The organism is Anaerolineae bacterium (assembly GCA_013178165.1).
Lineage (GTDB): Bacteria > Chloroflexota > Anaerolineae > Aggregatilineales > Ch27 > Ch27.
In genome coordinates, this window is the sequence record JABLXG010000003.1 from 198,545 (window position 1) to 216,397 (window position 17,853).

Sequence of the window (17,853 nt, forward strand, 5' to 3'; positions counted from 1 at the left end):
GGTTGAATGATGATATGGGTAACGCCCCGCTCACCCCACCGGCATCCGGAAAACCCAGTGGTTTTGCAGGGTGCCATCTGGCAGACTAATGGCAGTGTGCGCCATCGGCTCAAAGCCATCGAAGAGCACCGCGCCGATGAGCTGCACGGCGTCATCCTCCGGCGTAAACGGAAGCTGGTAAGCAGCTGCATCCTCCCCCGTCTGGCCGAGCGGGCGGTAGAGATTGGCCTTGACGAGAACACCATTCCGTTCGACAATCTCAAGAATTTCCCAGCGTGTCATGGCCCGGCCCTCTGTAAATGAGCGCACCAGCCCGTCGCGCCTTTAAGTATGCCATGCCGGGGCCTGATTGCAAATCACGCCGGGCGGACCGCTGCCGCGTGAGCGCCAAGAAACAAGATTACTTTGCCGCCTTTGTTTATGAGAACCGCAATGCTTTTTAGCTATTCTGGAGATCGTAATGAGCACCAAACTACGGATCATCCCCCTGGGAGGCCTGGGGGAGATCGGCAAAAACATGATGGCTATCGAATATGGAACCGACGCCATCATCATTGACGCGGGCCTGATGTTCCCCCAGAACGACATGCTGGGGATCGACTACATCATCCCCGACTTTCAGTACCTGACCGAACGGACCGACCTGAACATCCTGGCCATCCTGATCACGCACGGCCACGAAGACCACACCGGCGCGATCACCCACGTGCTGGAGGCTTTCCCCAGCACGCCGGTCTACGCCACCCGTCTGACTGCTGGCCTGCTGGAGGTCAAACTCAAGCAAAACCGCAACCTGAGCCATGTCCGACCGCAGGTCTTCCGGGCAGGCGACCAGTTCACTATTGGCCCGTTCAAGGTGGATACCTTCCACCAGACGCACAGCATCCCCGATTGCGTCGGCTTTGCCATCACGACGCCGGTCGGCCTGCTGATCCACACTGGCGACTTCAAGTTTGACCACACGCCCACCGATGGCTGGGCGCCCGACTTTGGCCGTATCGCAGAATTTTCCCGGCGCGGTGTGCTGGCCCTGATGAGCGACAGCACCAACGCCGACCGCCATGGCTGGACGCCTTCCGAGAGCACGCTGGACGATGGTTTTGAGCGCGTCTTCCGGGGGGCGCAGGGGCGCATCCTGGTGGCAACCTTCGCCTCTCACATCAGCCGCATCCAGCAGGTGGCCCGTGTGGCCATGCGTCATGGGCGCAAGATCGCCGTGACCGGCTACAGCATGATCGAGAACATCAAGATGGCCACCAACCTGGGCTATGTGGACCTGCCGCCGGAGCTATTCGTACCGCTGGATCAGATCAAGCGCATGCCAGCCAACCAGGTCCTCATCCTGTCCACCGGCACGCAGGGCGAGCCGTCGGCGGTGCTCAGCCGCCTGGCCCAGGGCCGCCACCGCCAGCTTGACATCGAGCCGGGCGATACGGTGATCATGTCCGCCCATGTCATCCCCGGCAATGAGGAGATGGTCAGCCGCACGATCAACAAGCTGATCCAGCGCGGTGCCCATGTCTTCTACCACCCGGTGGAACAGGTACATGTTTCCGGCCACGCCAGCCGGGAAGAACTCAAACTGATGATCAACATGGTGCGCCCAGAGCATTTCATCCCTGTTCATGGAGAGCTGCGCCACCTGACCCAGCACGGCCTGCTGGCTGAGTCGCTGGGCATCCCCCGCGAGAAGATCGCTGTGGTCGAGAACGGGATGGTGATCGAGTTCGACCACAACGGGCAGATGACGATCGGCGAGCGTGTGCCCGGTCGCTATGTCTTTGTGGATGGCGCGGGCGTAGGTGACATCGGCCCGGCGGTGCTGCGCGACCGCGAGATCCTGGCGCGGGACGGCTTTGTCCTGGTCATCATCACCATCGACAGCGAAACGGGCGAGTTGCTGGCCGAGCCGGAGATCATCTCGCGCGGGTTCGTTTACCTGCCCGACGCTGAGGAATTGTTCGCCGAAGCGCGCCATCGCATCCGCCAGGTGCTGCAGGAATCCAACGGGCAGACCAGCATGCGCAAGCGCACAGAGCGGGTGGAAAACGCACTGAAGTACATCTTCCAGCAGGAAACCAAGCGCCGGCCCATGGTCTTTGTCCATCTGAACGCGATCTAGGCGGCGTGAAAAATTCATGAAAAACGGCTCTGCCGGTGGTCTGACGACTTGTCGGGCCATCCGGCAGGCAGTACGATGAGAATATCATATGCAGGGGACAGCCTTCCTGCCGCCTTGTTTATTGCCCAGGCGGGGAGGCTGTCTCTGTTTTTAAGGCGGCGGGTGGCGCCCCCCTACCCCTGATGATCGCGCATGTAGTCCACGATCTGGTCGATCGTCTGGTCGAGGTCGGTCGTCGGCTCCCAGCCCACGTAGCGCTTGATCTTGCGGATATCCGGCACACGGCGGCGCATATCCTCAAAGCCCGGCTTGTAGGCCTGCTCGTAGGGCACGAGCTGAATCTCCGAACTGCTGCCCGTCCGGGCGATCACCCGTCTGGCCAGGTCCAGGATCGTGATCTCCTCGTTGTTGCCAATGTTGAAGACCTCGCCCACCGCCTCCGGGCACTGGCTCAGGCGGTGGATGGCGTCTACCACATCCTTGACGTTGCAGAAGCAGCGCGTCTGCTGGCCATCGCCAAAGACTTGCAGCGGCTCGTTCTTGAGCGCCCAGCCGACAAAGCGCGGCAGCACCATGCCGTAATGCCCCATCTGGCGCGGGCCGACCGTGTTGAACAGCCGGAAAGGGATCACCGGCAGGCCGATTTCCTGGTAGTAGGCCAGACCCAGGAATTCGTCCAGGGCCTTGCTGGCCGCGTAGCTCCAGCGGCTCTTGGTCGTCGGGCCAAGCAGACGGTCGTCATCCTCGCTGAAGGGCACTTTGACGCCCTTGCCATAGACCTCGCTGGTGCTGGCGATCAGCACTTTGCGCCGGTAGCGGCGGGCCGTACGCAGCACGATCTGCGTGCCATCCACATTGACCTCGATCGTATCGATCGGGTGGGAAACGATGGAAAATACGCCTACCGCCGCCGCCAGATGGAAGATCACGTCGCACTCGCTGACCAGCCGGTCGAGCACGGTCAGGTTACGAATATCCTCAATGGCGTAGCGAAAGCGCGGGTGGCCTTCCAGGTGGGCAATGTTCTCAAAGCGGCCGGTGGAGAGGTTGTCGATGATGGTAACTTCATCGCCCAGAGAGAGCAGGTGTTCAGCCAGATGGCTGCCGATGAACCCGGCCCCGCCCGTGATCAGCGCACGCGTCATGGTGCATCCTCGTTTCTGTGGAAGTCCCTGCCTGCTGGCGGGCGATTATAACGCGCATCCTGTGGGGCGCAGGCAATACTTGAAAAGAAGAGACCAGGACACCGGGAGACCAGGAGGCCAGGAGATCGGGAGACCGTCTGCTGACGCGCCCTGGCTTGCTCCCAGCACCCGGCATGCTCACGCCCGCTCGTTTCGCTGAGTCGCATTTGCCTTGAGAGAATGCGGCTTGGAGCACCGCCCGCGGGGATTCGGTACAATGGGGAGGCGTTCGTTCTGACTGGCCCGATATTGCCATGCCTCAATCGATCATCCACCTCGAAAATGTAACCTTCGCCTACCCACCGGTGCTGCTGGATGGTGAGCCGCTGCGCGTCCTGCGCGGCGTAACGTTGGATGTGCCAGCGGGGCAATTCGTCGGCGTGATCGGCCCCAATGGCGTCGGCAAGACCACCCTGCTGCTGATCCTGGCCGGGCTGGCTCCCCGGCTGACCAAAGGGCAGCTTTCCGGCGTGGTGGAGGTACGCGGGCGCACCAGTATGGTGTTCCAGGAACCGGAGGGGCAGCTCTTTAACCCGACCGTCGAGGCTGAAGTAGCATGGGGCATGGAGAATCTGGGCCTGCCCATCGACGAGATCGAGCGGCGGCTGGACTGGGTGCTACGGGCGATGGGCATCGCTAACCTGCGCACCGCCGCGCCGGGGGCGCTTTCCGGCGGCCAGCAGAAGCGCGTGGCGCTGGCCGCAGCCCTGGCCATGCAACCGGACATCCTCCTCCTGGACGAGCCGACCTCCGGCCTGGACCCGGTTGGCCAGCAGGAAGTGCTGGAAGCCCTGGAAGACCTGCGCCGCACCTACCCGGTGACAGTGATCCTGGTGGAAAACGACGCCGAGACGGTTGTCCGCTTCGCCGAGCGTGTACTGGTACTCCACGAGGGACGCATCGTCCGCGATGCGCCTCCGGCGGCCATCTTCCGCGAGATCGCCTTTCTGGACGGAATCGGCGCACCGATTCCCCCGGCGGCGCGGCTGGCGTCTATGCTCCGCGAGGCCGGACTGGAAGTCGACTTCCTGACGCTGGAAGAAGCGATCGCCGCCCTTCGCCGTACGTGAAGAGTCATGCCTCAGACGCTCCGCGTGGCCGAAATTGACCATTCCGCGCGCCCGGTGCTATGATCCGCAACACGACAGGCGAGTTCTCACCTCAGGAGCAGGGCCATGCAGCGTCTCAAGTCCGGCTGGGAAACCTTCAAAACCATCGCCATCCTGTTCTCGCTGTTGGTCAACCTGGCGTTGATCGCCGCGCTGGTCTTCCTGGCGACACAGATCCTGCCGATCAAGAACACCATTGCCGAGCCGCTGATCGACGGCCTGCATGCCAGCTTCGTCGGCCTGGACAAGGCCACCATTGACCGCATCATCCCGGTGCGGGAGACAATCCCGGTCCAATTCACCCTGCCACTGCAACAGAACACAACCGTCGTGCTGACCGCGCCTGTGCCGCTGCAGGCTTACGCGCAGTTCAACCTGCCCGGCGGCGGCGGCACGATCAACGGCGTGGTCAGCCTGCAGCTCCCGCAGGGCATGAGCCTGCCGGTGGCGCTTGACCTGCAGGTGCCGGTCGATACCACCCTGCCGGTCAGCCTGGATGTGCGGGCGGTGATCCCGGTGGAAGAGACGCAATTGCATGACCCGCTGGCGAATCTGCGCCGCCTGCTGGACCCGATCGTGCGCGTCCTGGACAACCTGCCGGACGACAGCGGGGCACTGCTGGCCCTGCTGGGTCAGGCCCTGACCGGCCAGTTGCCCGACCTGCAACAGCCTACAGCCGCCAGCCTGTATCCCTGGCCGGGCTATTCGATCACGGCAGGGGACGGCTACACCTGGCCGGAGGATATGCCCGCTCAGCCCGGCACCCTGACCGGGACTGTGCCGGGCGGCTGGCAGGCGTGGGGCCGCGCCCCCGGCGCCCCGGACGGCATCTATGTACCCTATGGCTGGATCGGCCCGGCCAACATCATCCCGGCGGGCAGCGACCTGATCGATCCCCAGACTGCGCCGCGCATGCGCCCGCAGGCTCCCGCCCCGCAATCCTACCTGGCCGGCCAGGCCGCGCCCACCGAGACGACAGCTGTCGAAGAGGTTCCTGCCGGGGGCGACCAGGGTATCCTGCCCACGCCGACGCCGGATTTCTGACCGACCGGGAGTTCCCTGATGACCGCACCGGATACTCCCCCTGTCTGCGATTATGAAGGATCCGGCTACCGCCAGGACTTCTGGGAAAAGCAGGGCCGCGACTATGAGGATCGGGTGGAGCGTATCGCCCTGCGGCGGCTGCTGCCGACCGGCGGGCAGCGCGCTTTGGAGATCGGCGCCGGATTTGGCCGCCTGACGGCTGAACTGGCCGCTTACGAGCAGGTGGTGTTGCTGGACTACTCGCGTAGCCTGCTCGCGGAGGCACGCGCCCGGCTGGGTGATGGGCGCTACAGCTATGTCGCCGCCGATGTGTACCGGATGCCCTTCCGCCCTGGAACATTCGACGGCGCGACGATGATCCGCGTCATCCACCACATTGCTGATGTGCCGCTGGCCCTGCGCGGGATCCGTCGGGTGCTGGCCCCCGGCGCGATCTTCATCCTGGAATACGCCAACAAGCGCAACCTCAAGGCCATGCTGCGCTACACCCTGCGCCGCCAGGCGTGGAATCCGTACAGCCTGGAGCCAACCGAGTTTGTCCCGCTCAACTTCGATTTCCACCCGGCCTACATGCTGGAGGCGGTACAGGCGGCGGGCTTCCGGGTGGAGCAGCGGCTGGCCGTCTCCCTGTTCCGGCTGGGAATGCTCAAGCGGCTGGTGCCAGTCGGGGCGCTGGCCGGGCTGGACGGCGCACTGCAGGGCATCGCGCCGCTGATCTCGCCCAGCGTCTTCACCCGCAACCTGGCCGCCGGAGAGGGGCCGGATGTCACCGGCGAACCGCTGAGCTTCGTCTGTCCGCTCTGCGGCGGCGATCTGACGCCGGAAGGGGAAGCGCTCCATTGCGCGGCGGCTGGCTGCGGTCGGCGCTGGCTCAGGCGCGATGGCATCTGGGACTTCAAAGAGCCTGGCTGACAAACAGCACAGCAGAGACTTGAGCGGAAAGCCGCCGGCGCAGGCCACCTGTCAGGAGTGTGAACAATGAGGCGAAAAATGCTTTGGGTGGTCCTGGCTTGCCTGCTGACGGCGCTGCTGATCATCCCGGCAGCTGCCCAGCCTGACGGCCCGACCGGCCAGACCCCCTGGGACCTGCGCAATCTGCCTCAGGAGGGCGTGTTTGTGTTCTACGATGCTCCCCTGCAGGCTGCTCAGACCGGTAAGCCGGTTGACGCAGGCGACTTTGACGGCGACGGATGCGGCGATCTGGCGATCACCGGTCAGAACGCCAGCCATACGGTAGGCAACGCCTGGCGCAATGGCAACGGGCACATCCGCCTGCTCTTTGGCCTGTGCCGCGTGGAAACCGACCGGATCGCCATGGAGGATGTCCTGGCTGGCCGGGCCGAACTGCCCCTGCCGCTGATCACGATCTACGGGGCGCGGGCAGGCGACATGGCCGGGACGGAGACACACGTCGCGGACTTCAACGGCGACGGCTACGACGACCTGCTCGTCAGCGCCCAGAACCACGACGGGCCGGGGCAGGTGCGCGTCAACGCCGGGGCCGCTTACGTAATCTTCGGCGCGGCAGACCTGGCCGGGCGTGGCGATATCGACCTGGCCGATCCACCGGAAGGCGTTCTGACCATCCTGGGCGATACCGACGGTGATCACTTTGGCATCTGGGTGGAGAGCGGCGACTTCAATGGTGACGGTCTGCAGGACATGCTGATCGGAGCCAACCAGGCCGACGGCATTGAGGAACGCCGGGCTAACGCCGGGGAAGCCTGGATCTTCTACGGTGCTGAAGACATCTTCGGGACATATGGGAGCGTAATCGATTTGCGCCAGCCACCATCCAGCGCCACGCGCCTGATCGGAGCCGACTACGACGACCTGTTCGGCTCGACGGTCTTCGGCGGCGACCTGGATGGCGACGGTATCGATGACGCTGTGATCAGCGCGGCGTTGTGGCGTGGTTCGGCGGGCGTGGGCGGGCTGTCCTTCGGCGGCGGCGATGGCCCTGGCAACACCCGTTACAACGCCGGGGATACCTACGTGATCTTCGGACGGCCCGACCTGCGCGGTCAGACCCTGGACATGGCCGCGCTACTGACCGACGCCGGTCGCCCGCTCGACAGTAGCCTGACCGTGATCTATGGCGCCGGGCCAAACGATCTGCTCGGCGAGGAAATCGCTATCGGCGATCTGAACGGCGACAGACGTAATGACCTGGTGCTGGGTACGCTGGTCGGCTATGGGCCGGGTGACATCCTGCCAGAAGCGGGCGAAGCATGGGTGATCTACACGACGGCGTTCTTTCGGGGGCAGATGTTTGACCTGGCCAACCCGCCACGCAGTACGGTCGTGATCTATCCTGACCAGCCGTACAGCAAGGGTGGGGACACGATGAAGGTTGCCGATATCAACGGCGACGGGATCGCTGATCTGCTCTACGGCGCACCGGATTACGATCCGATCGGCTATGACCTGATCGTGCGGCGCAACGCCGGGCTGCTGGCCGTGATCTATGGACAGAATGGCCCTCTGCCCTCCAACAACGGGCAAATCCAGCTGCCGTCCGAACTGCCGGAAGGGCTGCGGGTGCAATACGTCATCGGCGCGGATCAGAACGACATGCTGGCCTATTCGATGGCGGTCTATGAGATCAGCGGCGATGGCGTGCTGGACATCATCCCCAACGCGATGGGTGGAGATGGGGCGTACAACACGTTGAGTAATGCCGGGGAGATCTACGTGATCGACGGCGTAGAGTTCGTGGACGTGGCCCATGACTCCGCCGCCCTGCCCGCCGCCACACTGCCCGCTGTGCCCACGCCGACGCCCCAGCCGCTGCCCACGCTGACGATCGACATCAGCGCGCCGGGCAATGTGGATGAAGGGCGGCGGCTGTACCGGATGGCCTGCGCTGGGTGCCACGGTCTGAACGCTGACGGCGAAGGGGTGGGCGTCCCACTGCGGGATACGCCGTTTATGCGTGATACATCGGCGGAAGAGCTGCTGCGCTTCCTGCAGGTGGGCCGCAGCAGCGACGATCCGGCCAACACCACCGGCGTCGCCATGCCCGCTTACGGTGGACGCCCAGACTGGGGTGAAGTTGAACTCTGGGATGTGGTCGCCTACTTGCGCTACCTCAACGGGCTGGACTAGGCGGGTTGAAGCCAGCAGCGCTCACGGCGCAAAGCGCTCCCAGCGGGAGCGATCCCCGGCCAAGGCGTAGATCTGGCCATCCGACCCGGTAAGGTAGATCGCGCCGCCGCCCTGAGCGCCAGTCTGCTGGATGGTGGCGGTGTAGGCGTCTTCCCACTCGCGCAGCGCCCAGCCCAGGCGGTTGCGGACGGCCGGCGTGGTGCGCCAGAGCTGGCCAAAGCCCCGGCGCGGCTGCTGCCACAGGCCCTGCGGTCCGACGATCGAGAGATCGCGCTCCGGCATCCCCTCGACATAGGTGTCGTTATAGTGCTCCCAGGCCGGTTGCTGGCCGTCGGCATACAGCACATAGATCATCCGGTCAACGCCCGTCCAGAACATCTGCCCGCGCTCAAAGGCCAGGGCCGCCGCCGGCGAACTGATCGCCGATGTCGCCGGGCAGCTACCCGGTTGCCGCGAACTGAAGAACCAGGGGTAAACGCAGTTGCCGCTGGAGTCCAACGCGGCGGGCGGGGCGCTCACCGGGGCGCTGCTACCAGGAACCGGGTTGACCTGCACCGGCACCACCGGGATCGGCGTGAACAAAGTGGGAGGCGGCAGCGGGGTCGGGAAGGGCGTCTGTGTCGGCGGGAACGTCGGCGTGGGGCTGGGCGTCTCACTCGGTGTACTGGAAGGCGTCCAGGTGATCGTCGGCGTGCGGGTGGGCGGCAGGGTTGGTGTCACCAGGGCGATCGCCGTCTCAGCCACGAAGTCCGGTGTGGGCGGCGCCGGAGTTGGCGTTTCCGTCAGAGTGGGGACGGGCGTGATCGAAGGCAGGGCGGCCACCGTCGGGATGAGCGCCGTGTCCTCCACCAGGCGTGGGCCGCTTAATCGCCCGTTGCACCCGGCCAAGATCAGCGCGCCGAGCGCCGCCACGATCAGCAGGGGAAAGCGTCTGGCTGTGGACATACATGGTCGCTCCTGTCTGCTCCTGCTCACCTGGATGACTCCAGCAGGGGCTGGCAATGCGCCGCCCCTGCTGCGAATACTACCACGGTTGCGGCGGATCAGCCCAGGAAAGTGAACAGTTCCCAGATGCCCTCCGGGCCGGGGTGAAGCTGGTAGACCTTGTTATCGTCGCGCATGAAGAAAACGAGCGTACCTTCCGGCGTTTCTGCCTTTTGCAGCCAGCCTTCGTAACTGGCCTCCCACTCTTCAAGCGCCCAGCCCAACCGTTCGCTCACCGTAGCATCCTGCCGCCAGAGCAGACCAAAGCCGCGGCGCGGCTGTTGCCACAGGCCCAGCGGCCCGACCAGGCCCGCCTCGCGCTCCGGCATCCCTTCAAGGAATGTATCGGGGTAGCTGGCCCAGTACGGCGCCTGAAAATCGCGGAACAGGACGTAGATCGTCTGCTCCGCCTGAACCCAGATCATCTCGCCGCGCTCAAATTCCAGGCGGGCGAGATCGGTGGAAATCGGCGGGGTGCTGGGGCAGGCATCCACCGGGCGGGCCTGCGCCCCGAAGAACCAGTCGTACTGGCAACCTGCCTGGGCGGCATCCGCCGGGCTATCCGGCGCCGGGCTGGCAGAAGCTACCAGCAGTGGCAGGACGGATAGGGCCAGCAACACCAGGCTCAAGATCAGCAAGCGGGTCAAACGCATGAGTCACATCCTTACCAGTAATCCAGCCATCGGACGGTCCGGACGGCGAACAGAATCGCCGCTATCTCCATCTTGGCGTGAATGGCCCATAATGTCGAGCGTCCCATCCACCGCCTGCCCGCCGCTTTCCTGACAGATCACTGACTGGCCGGGGTACGCCTCAGAGAACGCCGCAACCTGTTGGCCAGAAATGCATCTAAGAGCCGTAACCTCAAATCACGGGGCGTGTTTTTGTTGTTACAATGACGGTATACAGGAACCAGAGGGCGTGATAATGGATTTGCTGACGATCGCAAGAACAGCCATCGTGTGCTACCTGATCGGGGCCATCCCCACGGCTTACCTGATCGGGCGCCTCAACGGCATCAACATTTTCGAGGTAGGCAGCGGTAACATGGGGGCGACCAACGCCATCCGTGCCCTGGGCTGGGGCTGGGGCGTGGTCGTCTGGGCGATCGACATCAGCAAGGGCATCGCTGCCGTAGCGCTGGCGATGACTCTGCTCCCGAACGGCTACGCCCAGGTGGTGGGCGGGCTGGCGGCCATCCTGGGGCATAACTGGTCGCTGTTCGCCGCCCTGTTGACCGGACGGCTGCGCGGGGGCAAAGGGGCTGCTACCTGGATGGGCACTTTCCTCATGATCGCCCCGACCCCATCAGTTGCCCTGGTGATCGGCTTGTTCGCCGCGATCGTCTTGCTGACCCGCTATGTCTCGCTGGGCGTACTGCTCAGCGTGGCAGCAGGGGCGATCTCGCTGGCTGTCCTGGCCTACAGCCAGATTGCGGGCATGCCGACTCTGCTGGGGGCCAGGGAAGCCTACATCGCTTATGGCATCCTGGCCGCAGTTATGATCTTCTACCGCCACCGCGATAACATCCAGCGCCTGCTGGCCGGGACTGAGCGCCGGCTTGGCGAGCGGGCGTAGCCCGCTTCAGCTACCGTATGACCGGGAACCCTGCGGGGTTCCTTTTTGTCATCCGGGCTAAGCGCCGGAAAATGAGTCTATCGTGATATGATCGATCTGAACGCAGGCGAGATCGGGTGAGGTTTTTTCGGTTGGACATATCCCATGCCAGGGATCGAATCCGGGAGTTCATCACACTGACGTTGATCGGAGACCCGGATTACCCCCTGGCCGATGATGAATTGCTGGTCGGCAGCGGCCTGCTGGACGATGCGGCGCGAGAAGAGCTGGCCGGGTTCCTGGCGGAAACGTTCGGGATCGCCCTCGAAGATGACGATCTGAGCACAGAAAACATCGACACCGTCGAGGCGCTTGTGACCCTGTTGCGGGATCATCTGGTCTAGCGATGGTCGGCGCGGCGGATCATCCAGCGCCATACCCCGTACCAGAAGCCCGTTCCCCAGGCCAGATGCAGGACCAGAAAAGCTACCAGGATGCCTGGCAGCAGGCGCCAGCCGCGCCGGGCGGCCTGACGCAGGCTGAACACAGCCGCCAGCAGCAGGTACAGGCCCACCGCCACAACGTAGGCTGCCCGCCAGAAACCGCCGGCCATCTGCAACACCGTCCCGACCACCAGCCCGGCCACCAGCAACGGCGCCGCCAGCTGGCGCGGGCGGAGCGAGCGGGGATGCTGCCTGAGCATCCGGGCTTTCCAGTACCCGTAGCGGAAGTATTGCCTCCCCAGCGCGATCAGGCAGGGGCGCACATAGTAGGTCATCCAGATCTCCGGCGAGTAGACGATGCGCCCGCCGCTGGCCCGTAGACGGTAGTTCAGCTCGTAGTCTTCGTTGGTCAGGTAGACCTCGTCAAAACCACCCAGCGCCAGCAGGCGCTCCCGCCGGTAGAAGCCATAGGGGACGGTATCGGCCTCTCCGGCTACCGGGCCGCGCCAGCGCCCCGGCCCAACCCCAAAGCGTGACTCCATCGCCGCGGCGATGGCCTGCCCGATCCAGCCTTCCCCGGCGTATTCCCAGCACCCACCTACATTATCCGCCCCGCTTTCCGCCATGATCTGCACACAGCGGCGGAGATAATCCGGGGCGGCGATGGTATGACCGTCCATGCGGGCGATCAGCGGGTAGCGGGCCGCCCGGATGCCCAGGTTGAGCGCAATGGGGATGATCCGCCGGGGATTATCGACCAGCCGGACACGCGGATCGCGGGCGGCAATCCCGGCGACAATCTCCCTCGTGCCATCATCACTCTGGCCGTCAACGACAATGACTTCAAGCCGGTCAGGCGGGTAATCCTGGGCCAGCATCGCGCCCAGGCTGCGAGCAATGAAAGCCGCCTCGTTGCGGACGGGCATCACGACGGAGATAAAGGGCCAATCAGGGATGGAAGACATAGGAGCTATCCTGCTACGCTGCTTTCGATCCGGGATCGACTATTGCTGAAACGGCGGCGCTGCGCAAACAGGATAAAACCAGCCCTGACAACGGTCAAGATCGGTATTGTCAAATCAGGATGGCGGTGCTATTATAATTCACACCAAAACAGGTAATCTGGCGATGTAGCTCAATTGGCAGAGCGGGGGACTCATAAGCCCTAGGTTACAGGTTCAAGTCCTGTCGTCGCCACAGACCCTCCCTCCCGGGAGGGTTTTTAGTCCCCCTGTGACTCCGAATCTTGCCTGTGCTGGCAGCCATTGTCAGCGATCGACCTGCCAGCCGGGCGGGAAAAACCAGGGCTGCCTACCGATCGACTGCGCCTGCCCCTGAGCTTCTGCGCTGGCTTGCCAAAAAACCGGCCCCGGCATATGCTCGCTTGAGACAGAACGACGACCGGAACGGTAGCGACAATGGTTTTCAGGCGCGCGGCCACTATTCTCGAGCCAGGGCAGGTCTGGCAGGGTTACCAGATCCAGCGTCTGCTCGGCAGGGGCACCCTGACCGAAGTCTACCGGGCTTTTTCCCCTGCCCTGAACGCCGCTGTTGCCCTCAAGATTCTGACGTTCCGGCCTACCGACGAGGATAAGGCGGCTGCCCTGCAGCAACGTTTTTTCCAGGCGCTGCCCGCCTGCGCTGCCCTGGATCACCCCGGCATTGCCCGCGTGTATGACTATGGCCAGGCGGAACAGCATTACTACATCGCTTCCCAGTTGATCGAGGGCAAGACCCTGCTCGACGTGCTCTCCGAGCGCCGGAGCGGTCTACCACAGGCGCGGGCACTGACGATCTTCCGCCAGGTGGCTGAAGCAGTCGCTTATGCCCACAGCCGGGGGGTGGCCCACCAGGACATCCGCCCCGGCAATATCCTGCTGGCCGGGCCAGAGACGCCGGTCGTGGTCGATTTTGGCTTGCTCCGCGTGGCCACCGGCGACGCCCAGACCACCGCCGAGTTTAGCCCGCGCGCGCCGCTCTACATGTCGCCGGAACAGGCCAGTGGGGCAGAAGTTACGCCCCAGGCTGATATCTACTCGCTTGGCATTCTGCTCTATGAAATGCTCACCGGCGACGTACCTTTTCGCGGCAGCACGCCGGTGCAAATCCTGCTCCAGCACCTGCAGCGCGATCCACGCCCACCCAGCGAACTGGTGCCCGATCTCGATCCCCGCGTGGAGGCGGCTATTCTGCGGGCTATGGCCAAGAACCCGGCGGATCGTTTCAGTTCGCCGCTGGACATGGTGGCCGCCCTTGAGGAGCCGGCGCAAAACCTGGACTACGAGACCATCTCGCTAACCAGACAGGACATTCAGCAGGTACGGGAGCACTTCCGCCAGGTCAAATCTGCCCCGCCCCAGCCCGCCCCCAGGCCGGACAGCGTGCCTGAAATGCCCCCGGCAGCCGGAGAACCGGATAAGGTACGCTGGTGGATATGGGTGTGGGTCGTTTTGGCGCTGCTGATCGTGCTGGCGCTGGGCGCACTGGTGATCAGCCAGCTCGGCGGGTGACGGCTGGCGTTACGCTCAGAAGGGGGGATCGCTGTCGAAGAACAGCGCCCACCAAAGCCGCCAGTTTTCGACAATCGGTTCCTCTTCCGGGAACAGCGCCTCCGGCGGGAGCGGGGTAGGCGTAGCTGTGGGCAGCGGCTTAGACGCCGGGACAGGGATCACCAGCACTTCATTCGGCTGAACCATTTTGCCTTCGGAGCGCGCCCAGGAGACCACATACTCGTCGCTACGGGCGTAGTCGCGCTCCTGGATCAGGGCTGCCTGTTCCGCCTCCAAAGTGGCGATCTCCATCTCCAGCGCCTGCCGGTCGCGCTGGATACGTTGCCCGGCAGCAATACGGCTGCTGAAGTTGATCGCCAGCAACAGGCCGATCGCCAGGATGGAGGCAAAGAGAATTTGCATCCCTGAAAGCGGTTTGCTGGCGCTACGGTTTTGATCGCGGGGAGATCGGCTCATGCCCTTATCATAGCGGCAAGCGAGGGGTTCTGCCAGCGTAGTGCAGGTGGGGCCATCAACAAAAACACCCGCCTGCGGGCGGGTATTCGCTGTGCCGAAGGTGGGATTCGAACCCACACTCCCTAATGGGAACTACGCCCTGAACGTAGCGCGTCTGCCAATTCCGCCACTTCGGCTTACTGACCAGGATTCTAGACGCCGGGGCAAAGAATGTCAAGAGTTGTTTCGATGCGGGTGCAGGTGAGACCTGCTGGCCACGCTACAGGGTGACCAGGAAGCCAGCTGTCAATCACGCGGCCATTGGCCGTTCGGCGTAGGCCGGCTATCATAACCCCGGCGAAGAGTCACGCGGAAGGCTGGCTACGATGGTCGAAGTGGTTGGCAATCTGCATCTGCATACTGTGTATTCTGATGGAGCGCTGCCTCATGCGGTGATTGCGGCTGCCGCTGCGCGGGCCGGGCTGGATTTCCTGGTAGTGACCGATCACAACGTCCGGGCGCAGGGGCTGGAGGGCCTGTACCGGACCCCGGATGGGCGGCAGGTGCTCCTGCTGACAGGAGAAGAAGTGCACGATATGCTGCGCGAGCCGCAGCGCAACCACCTGCTGGTCTATGGCGCCGGGAGAGAAATGGCGCCCGCCGCTCAGGGCCAGCCGCCCCAGCGCCTGCTGGACGCTGTACGGGAGGCTGGCGGAATATCCTTCCTGGCCCATCCGGTGGAGGTGGCCGTACCCTGGGCCGGGGAAGGCGAATACGGTTGGGACGATCTGGATGTGACTGGCTTCACCGGGATCGAGCTGTGGAACACCATGTCCTCCGTCAAAATGATGCTACCTGATCCGGTGCGCGGTATTTTTGCCCTGTTCTTTCCGGATCTGGTGATGGTTGGCCCGCCGCTGCAGACGCTCCGGCTGTGGGACGATCTGTTGCGGCAGGGGCGGCCAGTGGTGGCGATCGGCAACGCTGACGCGCACGGGGGGGTCTACCGCTTCGGCCCGCTGCGCAAGGTGATCTACCCGTACGAGTTTCTGTTCCGCTGCGTCAACACCCACGTGCTGCTGGATGCCCCTCTTTCCGGTGATCCGCTGGCTGACGGCCCGATGATCTATCGGGCGCTGGCGCAGGGGCACGCTTTTGTGGGGTATGGCCTGCCCGGCAATCCGCGTGGCTTCCGTTTTGAAGCCTGGCTGGGTGATAACGTTACGGCGATCATGGGCGATACAACGCCGCTGGCAGGCGGCCAGCGGCTCCGGATCGCGGCGCCCGCCCCGGCCCGCCTGAAGCTGCTGCGTGACGGCGTCAGCGTCGCCGAAGCTAAGGGGCAGGAGCTGGTCTACCATCCGACGCAGCCCGGCATCTACCGGGCAGAAGCCTGGAAGCGCTACCGGGGGCGTGAGCGTGGCTGGATCTTCAGCAACCCGATCACCTTGACCGGCCCGGCAGATCGTATTGGAAATACGTAAGAATCCCCCTGGCCTGTTCCGGCCTGCTGGCTGACTCATGGTATGATGAACCGGAAGATAGCAGCGGCCCGCTGGTCCGGTCCGTATGGTCGCTATTTGCGCGTGCCCCCTCGCTTTTTCTGGATGGAGAGTGCCTATGTCGCCATTTCTGCAGCTTGCGCTGGCCCTGGTGGTGATCATCCTGGCGGCCAAAACAGGCGGGTATATCAGCTATCGGCTGGGGCAACCTGCTGTGCTCGGCGGATTGCTAGTTGGCGTCCTGTTGGGGCCATCGCTGTTGGACTTCTTTCACCTCCCCATCTTCACAGCTGAAGCGCATGTTGGCGAAACCATCACAGAAATGGCGGAACTGGGTGTGCTGCTGCTGATGTTCATCGCCGGGCTGGACCTGCGCCTGTCCGATTTGATCAAGTCGGGCAAAGTCTCCGCCCTGGCGGGGACGCTGGGCGTGGTGACGCCGGTGTTGCTGGGAACGCTGACCGGCCTGCTGTTTGACATGACACTGGTATCTTCAATCTTTCTGGGCCTGATTCTGGCTGCCACCAGTGTGAGTATTTCCGCCCAGACGCTGATGGAACTGAGCGCGTTGCGCAGCCGGGTTGGCATCAGTATGCTTGGCGCAGCGGTATTTGATGACGTGCTGGTCGTGCTGGGGCTATCGATCTTCCTGGCGCTGATCGGCGATACGGGCGCGGCAGGGCTTGGCGCGGTAGCGCTCGTCCTGCTGCAGATGGTGGGCTATCTGGTGATTGCGACTGTCGTCGGGTTTTACCTGTTACCCGATCGACTGGCCCGGCGCGTGGAGCGCCTGCCGGTCAGCCAGAGTCTGCTCTCCTTCGCTTTTGTAACCATGCTGCTGTACGCCTGGGCAGCGGAAGCCCTGGGCGGCATGGCGGCCATCAGCGGCGCGTTCCTGGCCGGTTTGATCTTTGCCCGCAGCCCCCAGAAGGAACGCATTGAGACAGGCGTGATGGCCCTGGCTTACGGGTTGTTTGTCCCGATCTTCTTTGTCAACATCGGCCTGAGCGCTAATGCCCGTGAACTGATCGGCGGTAGTATGGCGCTGATGTTGGCCATGACGGTTGTCGCCATCCTCAGTAAGATCATCGGCGCGGGTCTCGGCGGGCGGCTGGGCGGGCTGACCAGCCGCGAGGCGCTCCAGTTGGGCGTCGGGATGATGTCGCGCGGCGAAGTGGGCTTGATCGTCGTCTCGGTGGGGGTGAGCAATGGGCTGGTTTCCACAGATGTCTTCGCGGCGGTTGTTGGCGTGGTGATCCTGACCACACTGTTGACGCCGCCGCTGTTGCGCTTGCTGTTCGCCCGGAACAAACCAAGCGAAGTCGCTGCTCAGAAGGTAAGCCCAGGAGAAGTGTCATGAAACGGATGGTCCTCTTGATTCTGACTGACCCGGACCTGTGCATGGAGATCATGGAAGCCTGGGACAGCGCGGGTGCGCCGGGCATTACCATGCTGGAAAGCGCCGGTCTGAATACGCTCCGGGAGTCTATTGGTGGCCGCGATGACCTGCCGCTGATGCCCAGCCTGGCCGAACTCCTGCGTACCCAGGAGGTGCATAACCGCACGATCTTCTCGGTGGTCGATGACGAAGCTCAGGCGCAGAGTCTGCTTCAGGCTACAGAACAGGTCTTTGCCCGCTTTGAAGCGGAAAAACAGAACGTCAGCGCGGTCATGTTTGAACTCCCGGTAGAGGCAAGCCACACCTTCACCACATCGCGGGCCAAGGCGCGGGCTAGGCGCCTGAAACAATAGCGCATCCCCGGCGGAGATTCCCAGCCGACCGTGTTGAGCAGACATCATGATGCCGGGGAAGACACGCCGCAGCGGTAACCCTCCACCCTGTCAGATCAGGCGT

17 protein-coding genes and 2 tRNA genes are annotated in these 17,853 nt (G+C 63.8%); 12 read left to right on the forward strand and 7 right to left on the reverse strand.

Annotated features, from left to right (window positions below; all coding sequences use genetic code 11):
- Positions 1 to 30: 30 nt before the first annotated feature.
- Positions 31 to 282 (reverse strand): hypothetical protein, encoded by a 252-nt coding sequence (locus HPY64_02870; GenBank protein NPV66073.1) that lies wholly within the window; start codon positions 280 to 282, stop codon positions 31 to 33.
- Positions 283 to 460: 178 nt separating this feature from the next.
- Here HPY64_02870 and HPY64_02875 point away from each other — a divergent pair, with 178 nt between their 5' ends.
- Positions 461 to 2,122, forward strand: coding sequence for a ribonuclease J (locus tag HPY64_02875; protein NPV66074.1), 1,662 nt, complete (start codon positions 461 to 463; stop codon positions 2,120 to 2,122).
- Between the two features lie 173 nt (positions 2,123 to 2,295).
- Here HPY64_02875 and HPY64_02880 read toward each other — a convergent pair whose 3' ends face one another.
- Positions 2,296 to 3,267 carry an NAD-dependent epimerase/dehydratase family protein gene (locus HPY64_02880; protein ID NPV66075.1) on the reverse strand — a complete coding sequence of 324 codons (972 nt, stop codon included), beginning with the start codon at positions 3,265 to 3,267 and terminating at the stop codon, positions 2,296 to 2,298.
- A 293-nt stretch (positions 3,268 to 3,560) separates the two neighbouring features.
- Here HPY64_02880 and HPY64_02885 point away from each other — a divergent pair, with 293 nt between their 5' ends.
- The 4 genes from HPY64_02885 (at position 3,561) to HPY64_02900 (ending at position 8,567) form a co-directional block, all read left to right on the forward strand.
- Positions 3,561 to 4,376 carry an ATP-binding cassette domain-containing protein gene (locus HPY64_02885; protein ID NPV66076.1) on the forward strand — a complete coding sequence of 272 codons (816 nt, stop codon included), beginning with the start codon at positions 3,561 to 3,563 and terminating at the stop codon, positions 4,374 to 4,376.
- A gap of 105 nt (positions 4,377 to 4,481) precedes the next feature.
- Positions 4,482 to 5,459 carry a hypothetical protein gene (locus HPY64_02890; GenBank protein NPV66077.1) on the forward strand — a complete coding sequence of 326 codons (978 nt, stop codon included), beginning with the start codon at positions 4,482 to 4,484 and terminating at the stop codon, positions 5,457 to 5,459.
- 18 nt (positions 5,460 to 5,477) lie between these two features.
- Complete coding sequence (locus tag HPY64_02895; protein NPV66078.1) at positions 5,478 to 6,371, forward strand: class I SAM-dependent methyltransferase; 894 nt, start codon at positions 5,478 to 5,480, stop codon at positions 6,369 to 6,371.
- 78 nt (positions 6,372 to 6,449) lie between these two features.
- The gene (locus HPY64_02900; protein ID NPV66079.1) at positions 6,450 to 8,567 is read left to right on the forward strand and encodes a c-type cytochrome; all 2,118 of its coding nucleotides are present in this window, start codon (positions 6,450 to 6,452) and stop codon (positions 8,565 to 8,567) included.
- A 21-nt stretch (positions 8,568 to 8,588) separates the two neighbouring features.
- Here the strand turns inward: HPY64_02900 and HPY64_02905 are convergent, their stop codons facing one another.
- A complete protein-coding gene (locus tag HPY64_02905) occupies positions 8,589 to 9,512 on the reverse strand; it encodes a hypothetical protein (GenBank protein NPV66080.1) in 924 nt (307 codons plus the stop codon).
- Positions 9,513 to 9,610: 98 nt separating this feature from the next.
- Positions 9,611 to 10,204: a hypothetical protein gene (locus tag HPY64_02910; GenBank protein ID NPV66081.1), complete on the reverse strand. Its 594-nt coding sequence runs from the start codon at positions 10,202 to 10,204 to the stop codon at positions 9,611 to 9,613.
- 274 nt (positions 10,205 to 10,478) lie between these two features.
- On the opposite strand from HPY64_02910, the gene plsY reads away from it, so the two are divergent.
- Complete coding sequence (gene plsY / locus HPY64_02915; GenBank protein ID NPV66082.1) at positions 10,479 to 11,129, forward strand: glycerol-3-phosphate 1-O-acyltransferase PlsY; 651 nt, start codon at positions 10,479 to 10,481, stop codon at positions 11,127 to 11,129.
- Between the two features lie 131 nt (positions 11,130 to 11,260).
- Entirely contained in the window at positions 11,261 to 11,512 is a 252-nt protein-coding gene (locus HPY64_02920; GenBank protein NPV66083.1) for a hypothetical protein, read from the forward strand.
- On the opposite strand, the gene HPY64_02925 is transcribed toward HPY64_02920, so the two are convergent.
- On the reverse strand, positions 11,509 to 12,516 hold the full coding sequence (locus HPY64_02925) for a glycosyltransferase family 2 protein (GenBank protein ID NPV66084.1): 1,008 nt from the start codon (positions 12,514 to 12,516) through the stop codon (positions 11,509 to 11,511). The two genes, HPY64_02920 and HPY64_02925, sit on opposite strands and share 4 nt — an antisense overlap.
- 159 nt (positions 12,517 to 12,675) lie before the next feature.
- Between HPY64_02925 and HPY64_02930 the strand changes: the two genes are divergently transcribed.
- Both HPY64_02930 and HPY64_02935 read left to right on the forward strand, forming a co-directional pair.
- A tRNA-Met gene (locus HPY64_02930) sits at positions 12,676 to 12,748 on the forward strand.
- 221 nt (positions 12,749 to 12,969) lie between these two features.
- The gene (locus HPY64_02935; protein NPV66085.1) at positions 12,970 to 14,061 is read left to right on the forward strand and encodes a serine/threonine protein kinase; all 1,092 of its coding nucleotides are present in this window, start codon (positions 12,970 to 12,972) and stop codon (positions 14,059 to 14,061) included.
- A 15-nt stretch (positions 14,062 to 14,076) separates the two neighbouring features.
- Here the strand turns inward: HPY64_02935 and HPY64_02940 are convergent, their stop codons facing one another.
- Both HPY64_02940 and HPY64_02945 read right to left on the reverse strand, forming a co-directional pair.
- The gene (locus HPY64_02940) at positions 14,077 to 14,517 is read right to left on the reverse strand and encodes a hypothetical protein (GenBank protein NPV66086.1); all 441 of its coding nucleotides are present in this window, start codon (positions 14,515 to 14,517) and stop codon (positions 14,077 to 14,079) included.
- A 92-nt stretch (positions 14,518 to 14,609) separates the two neighbouring features.
- Positions 14,610 to 14,693: transfer RNA gene (locus tag HPY64_02945), tRNA-Leu, on the reverse strand.
- A 189-nt stretch (positions 14,694 to 14,882) separates the two neighbouring features.
- Here HPY64_02945 and HPY64_02950 point away from each other — a divergent pair.
- From HPY64_02950 to HPY64_02960, 3 genes are all read left to right on the forward strand, one after another.
- The gene (locus tag HPY64_02950) at positions 14,883 to 15,980 is read left to right on the forward strand and encodes a PHP domain-containing protein (protein ID NPV66087.1); all 1,098 of its coding nucleotides are present in this window, start codon (positions 14,883 to 14,885) and stop codon (positions 15,978 to 15,980) included.
- Positions 15,981 to 16,116: 136 nt separating this feature from the next.
- Entirely contained in the window at positions 16,117 to 17,358 is a 1,242-nt protein-coding gene (locus HPY64_02955) for a cation:proton antiporter (GenBank protein ID NPV66088.1), read from the forward strand.
- Positions 17,355 to 17,750: a hypothetical protein gene (locus HPY64_02960; GenBank protein NPV66089.1), complete on the forward strand. Its 396-nt coding sequence runs from the start codon at positions 17,355 to 17,357 to the stop codon at positions 17,748 to 17,750. The genes HPY64_02955 and HPY64_02960 overlap by 4 nt, the downstream gene beginning before the upstream one ends.
- Positions 17,751 to 17,853: the final 103 nt, after the last annotated feature.

Bases quoted from the DNA above. Each gene is read 5' to 3' on its own strand.
- HPY64_02940 (NPV66086.1), bottom strand. From the start codon at position 14,517: ATGAGCCGATCTCCCCGCGATCAAAACCGTAGCGCCAGCAAACCGCTT.
- HPY64_02905 (NPV66080.1), bottom strand. From the start codon at position 9,512: ATGTCCACAGCCAGACGCTTTCCCCTGCTGATCGTGGCGGCGCTCGGC.
- HPY64_02955 (NPV66088.1), top strand. From the start codon at position 16,117: ATGTCGCCATTTCTGCAGCTTGCGCTGGCCCTGGTGGTGATCATCCTG.
- HPY64_02895 (NPV66078.1), top strand. From the start codon at position 5,478: ATGACCGCACCGGATACTCCCCCTGTCTGCGATTATGAAGGATCCGGC.
- HPY64_02875 (NPV66074.1), top strand. From the start codon at position 461: ATGAGCACCAAACTACGGATCATCCCCCTGGGAGGCCTGGGGGAGATC.
- HPY64_02950 (NPV66087.1), top strand. From the start codon at position 14,883: ATGGTCGAAGTGGTTGGCAATCTGCATCTGCATACTGTGTATTCTGAT.
- HPY64_02935 (NPV66085.1), top strand. From the start codon at position 12,970: ATGGTTTTCAGGCGCGCGGCCACTATTCTCGAGCCAGGGCAGGTCTGG.
- HPY64_02885 (NPV66076.1), top strand. From the start codon at position 3,561: ATGCCTCAATCGATCATCCACCTCGAAAATGTAACCTTCGCCTACCCA.
- HPY64_02890 (NPV66077.1), top strand. From the start codon at position 4,482: ATGCAGCGTCTCAAGTCCGGCTGGGAAACCTTCAAAACCATCGCCATC.
- plsY (NPV66082.1), top strand. From the start codon at position 10,479: ATGGATTTGCTGACGATCGCAAGAACAGCCATCGTGTGCTACCTGATC.
- HPY64_02900 (NPV66079.1), top strand. From the start codon at position 6,450: ATGCTTTGGGTGGTCCTGGCTTGCCTGCTGACGGCGCTGCTGATCATC.
- HPY64_02960 (NPV66089.1), top strand. From the start codon at position 17,355: ATGAAACGGATGGTCCTCTTGATTCTGACTGACCCGGACCTGTGCATG.
- HPY64_02870 (NPV66073.1), bottom strand. From the start codon at position 282: ATGACACGCTGGGAAATTCTTGAGATTGTCGAACGGAATGGTGTTCTC.
- HPY64_02910 (NPV66081.1), bottom strand. From the start codon at position 10,204: ATGCGTTTGACCCGCTTGCTGATCTTGAGCCTGGTGTTGCTGGCCCTA.
- HPY64_02880 (NPV66075.1), bottom strand. From the start codon at position 3,267: ATGACGCGTGCGCTGATCACGGGCGGGGCCGGGTTCATCGGCAGCCAT.
- HPY64_02925 (NPV66084.1), bottom strand. From the start codon at position 12,516: ATGTCTTCCATCCCTGATTGGCCCTTTATCTCCGTCGTGATGCCCGTC.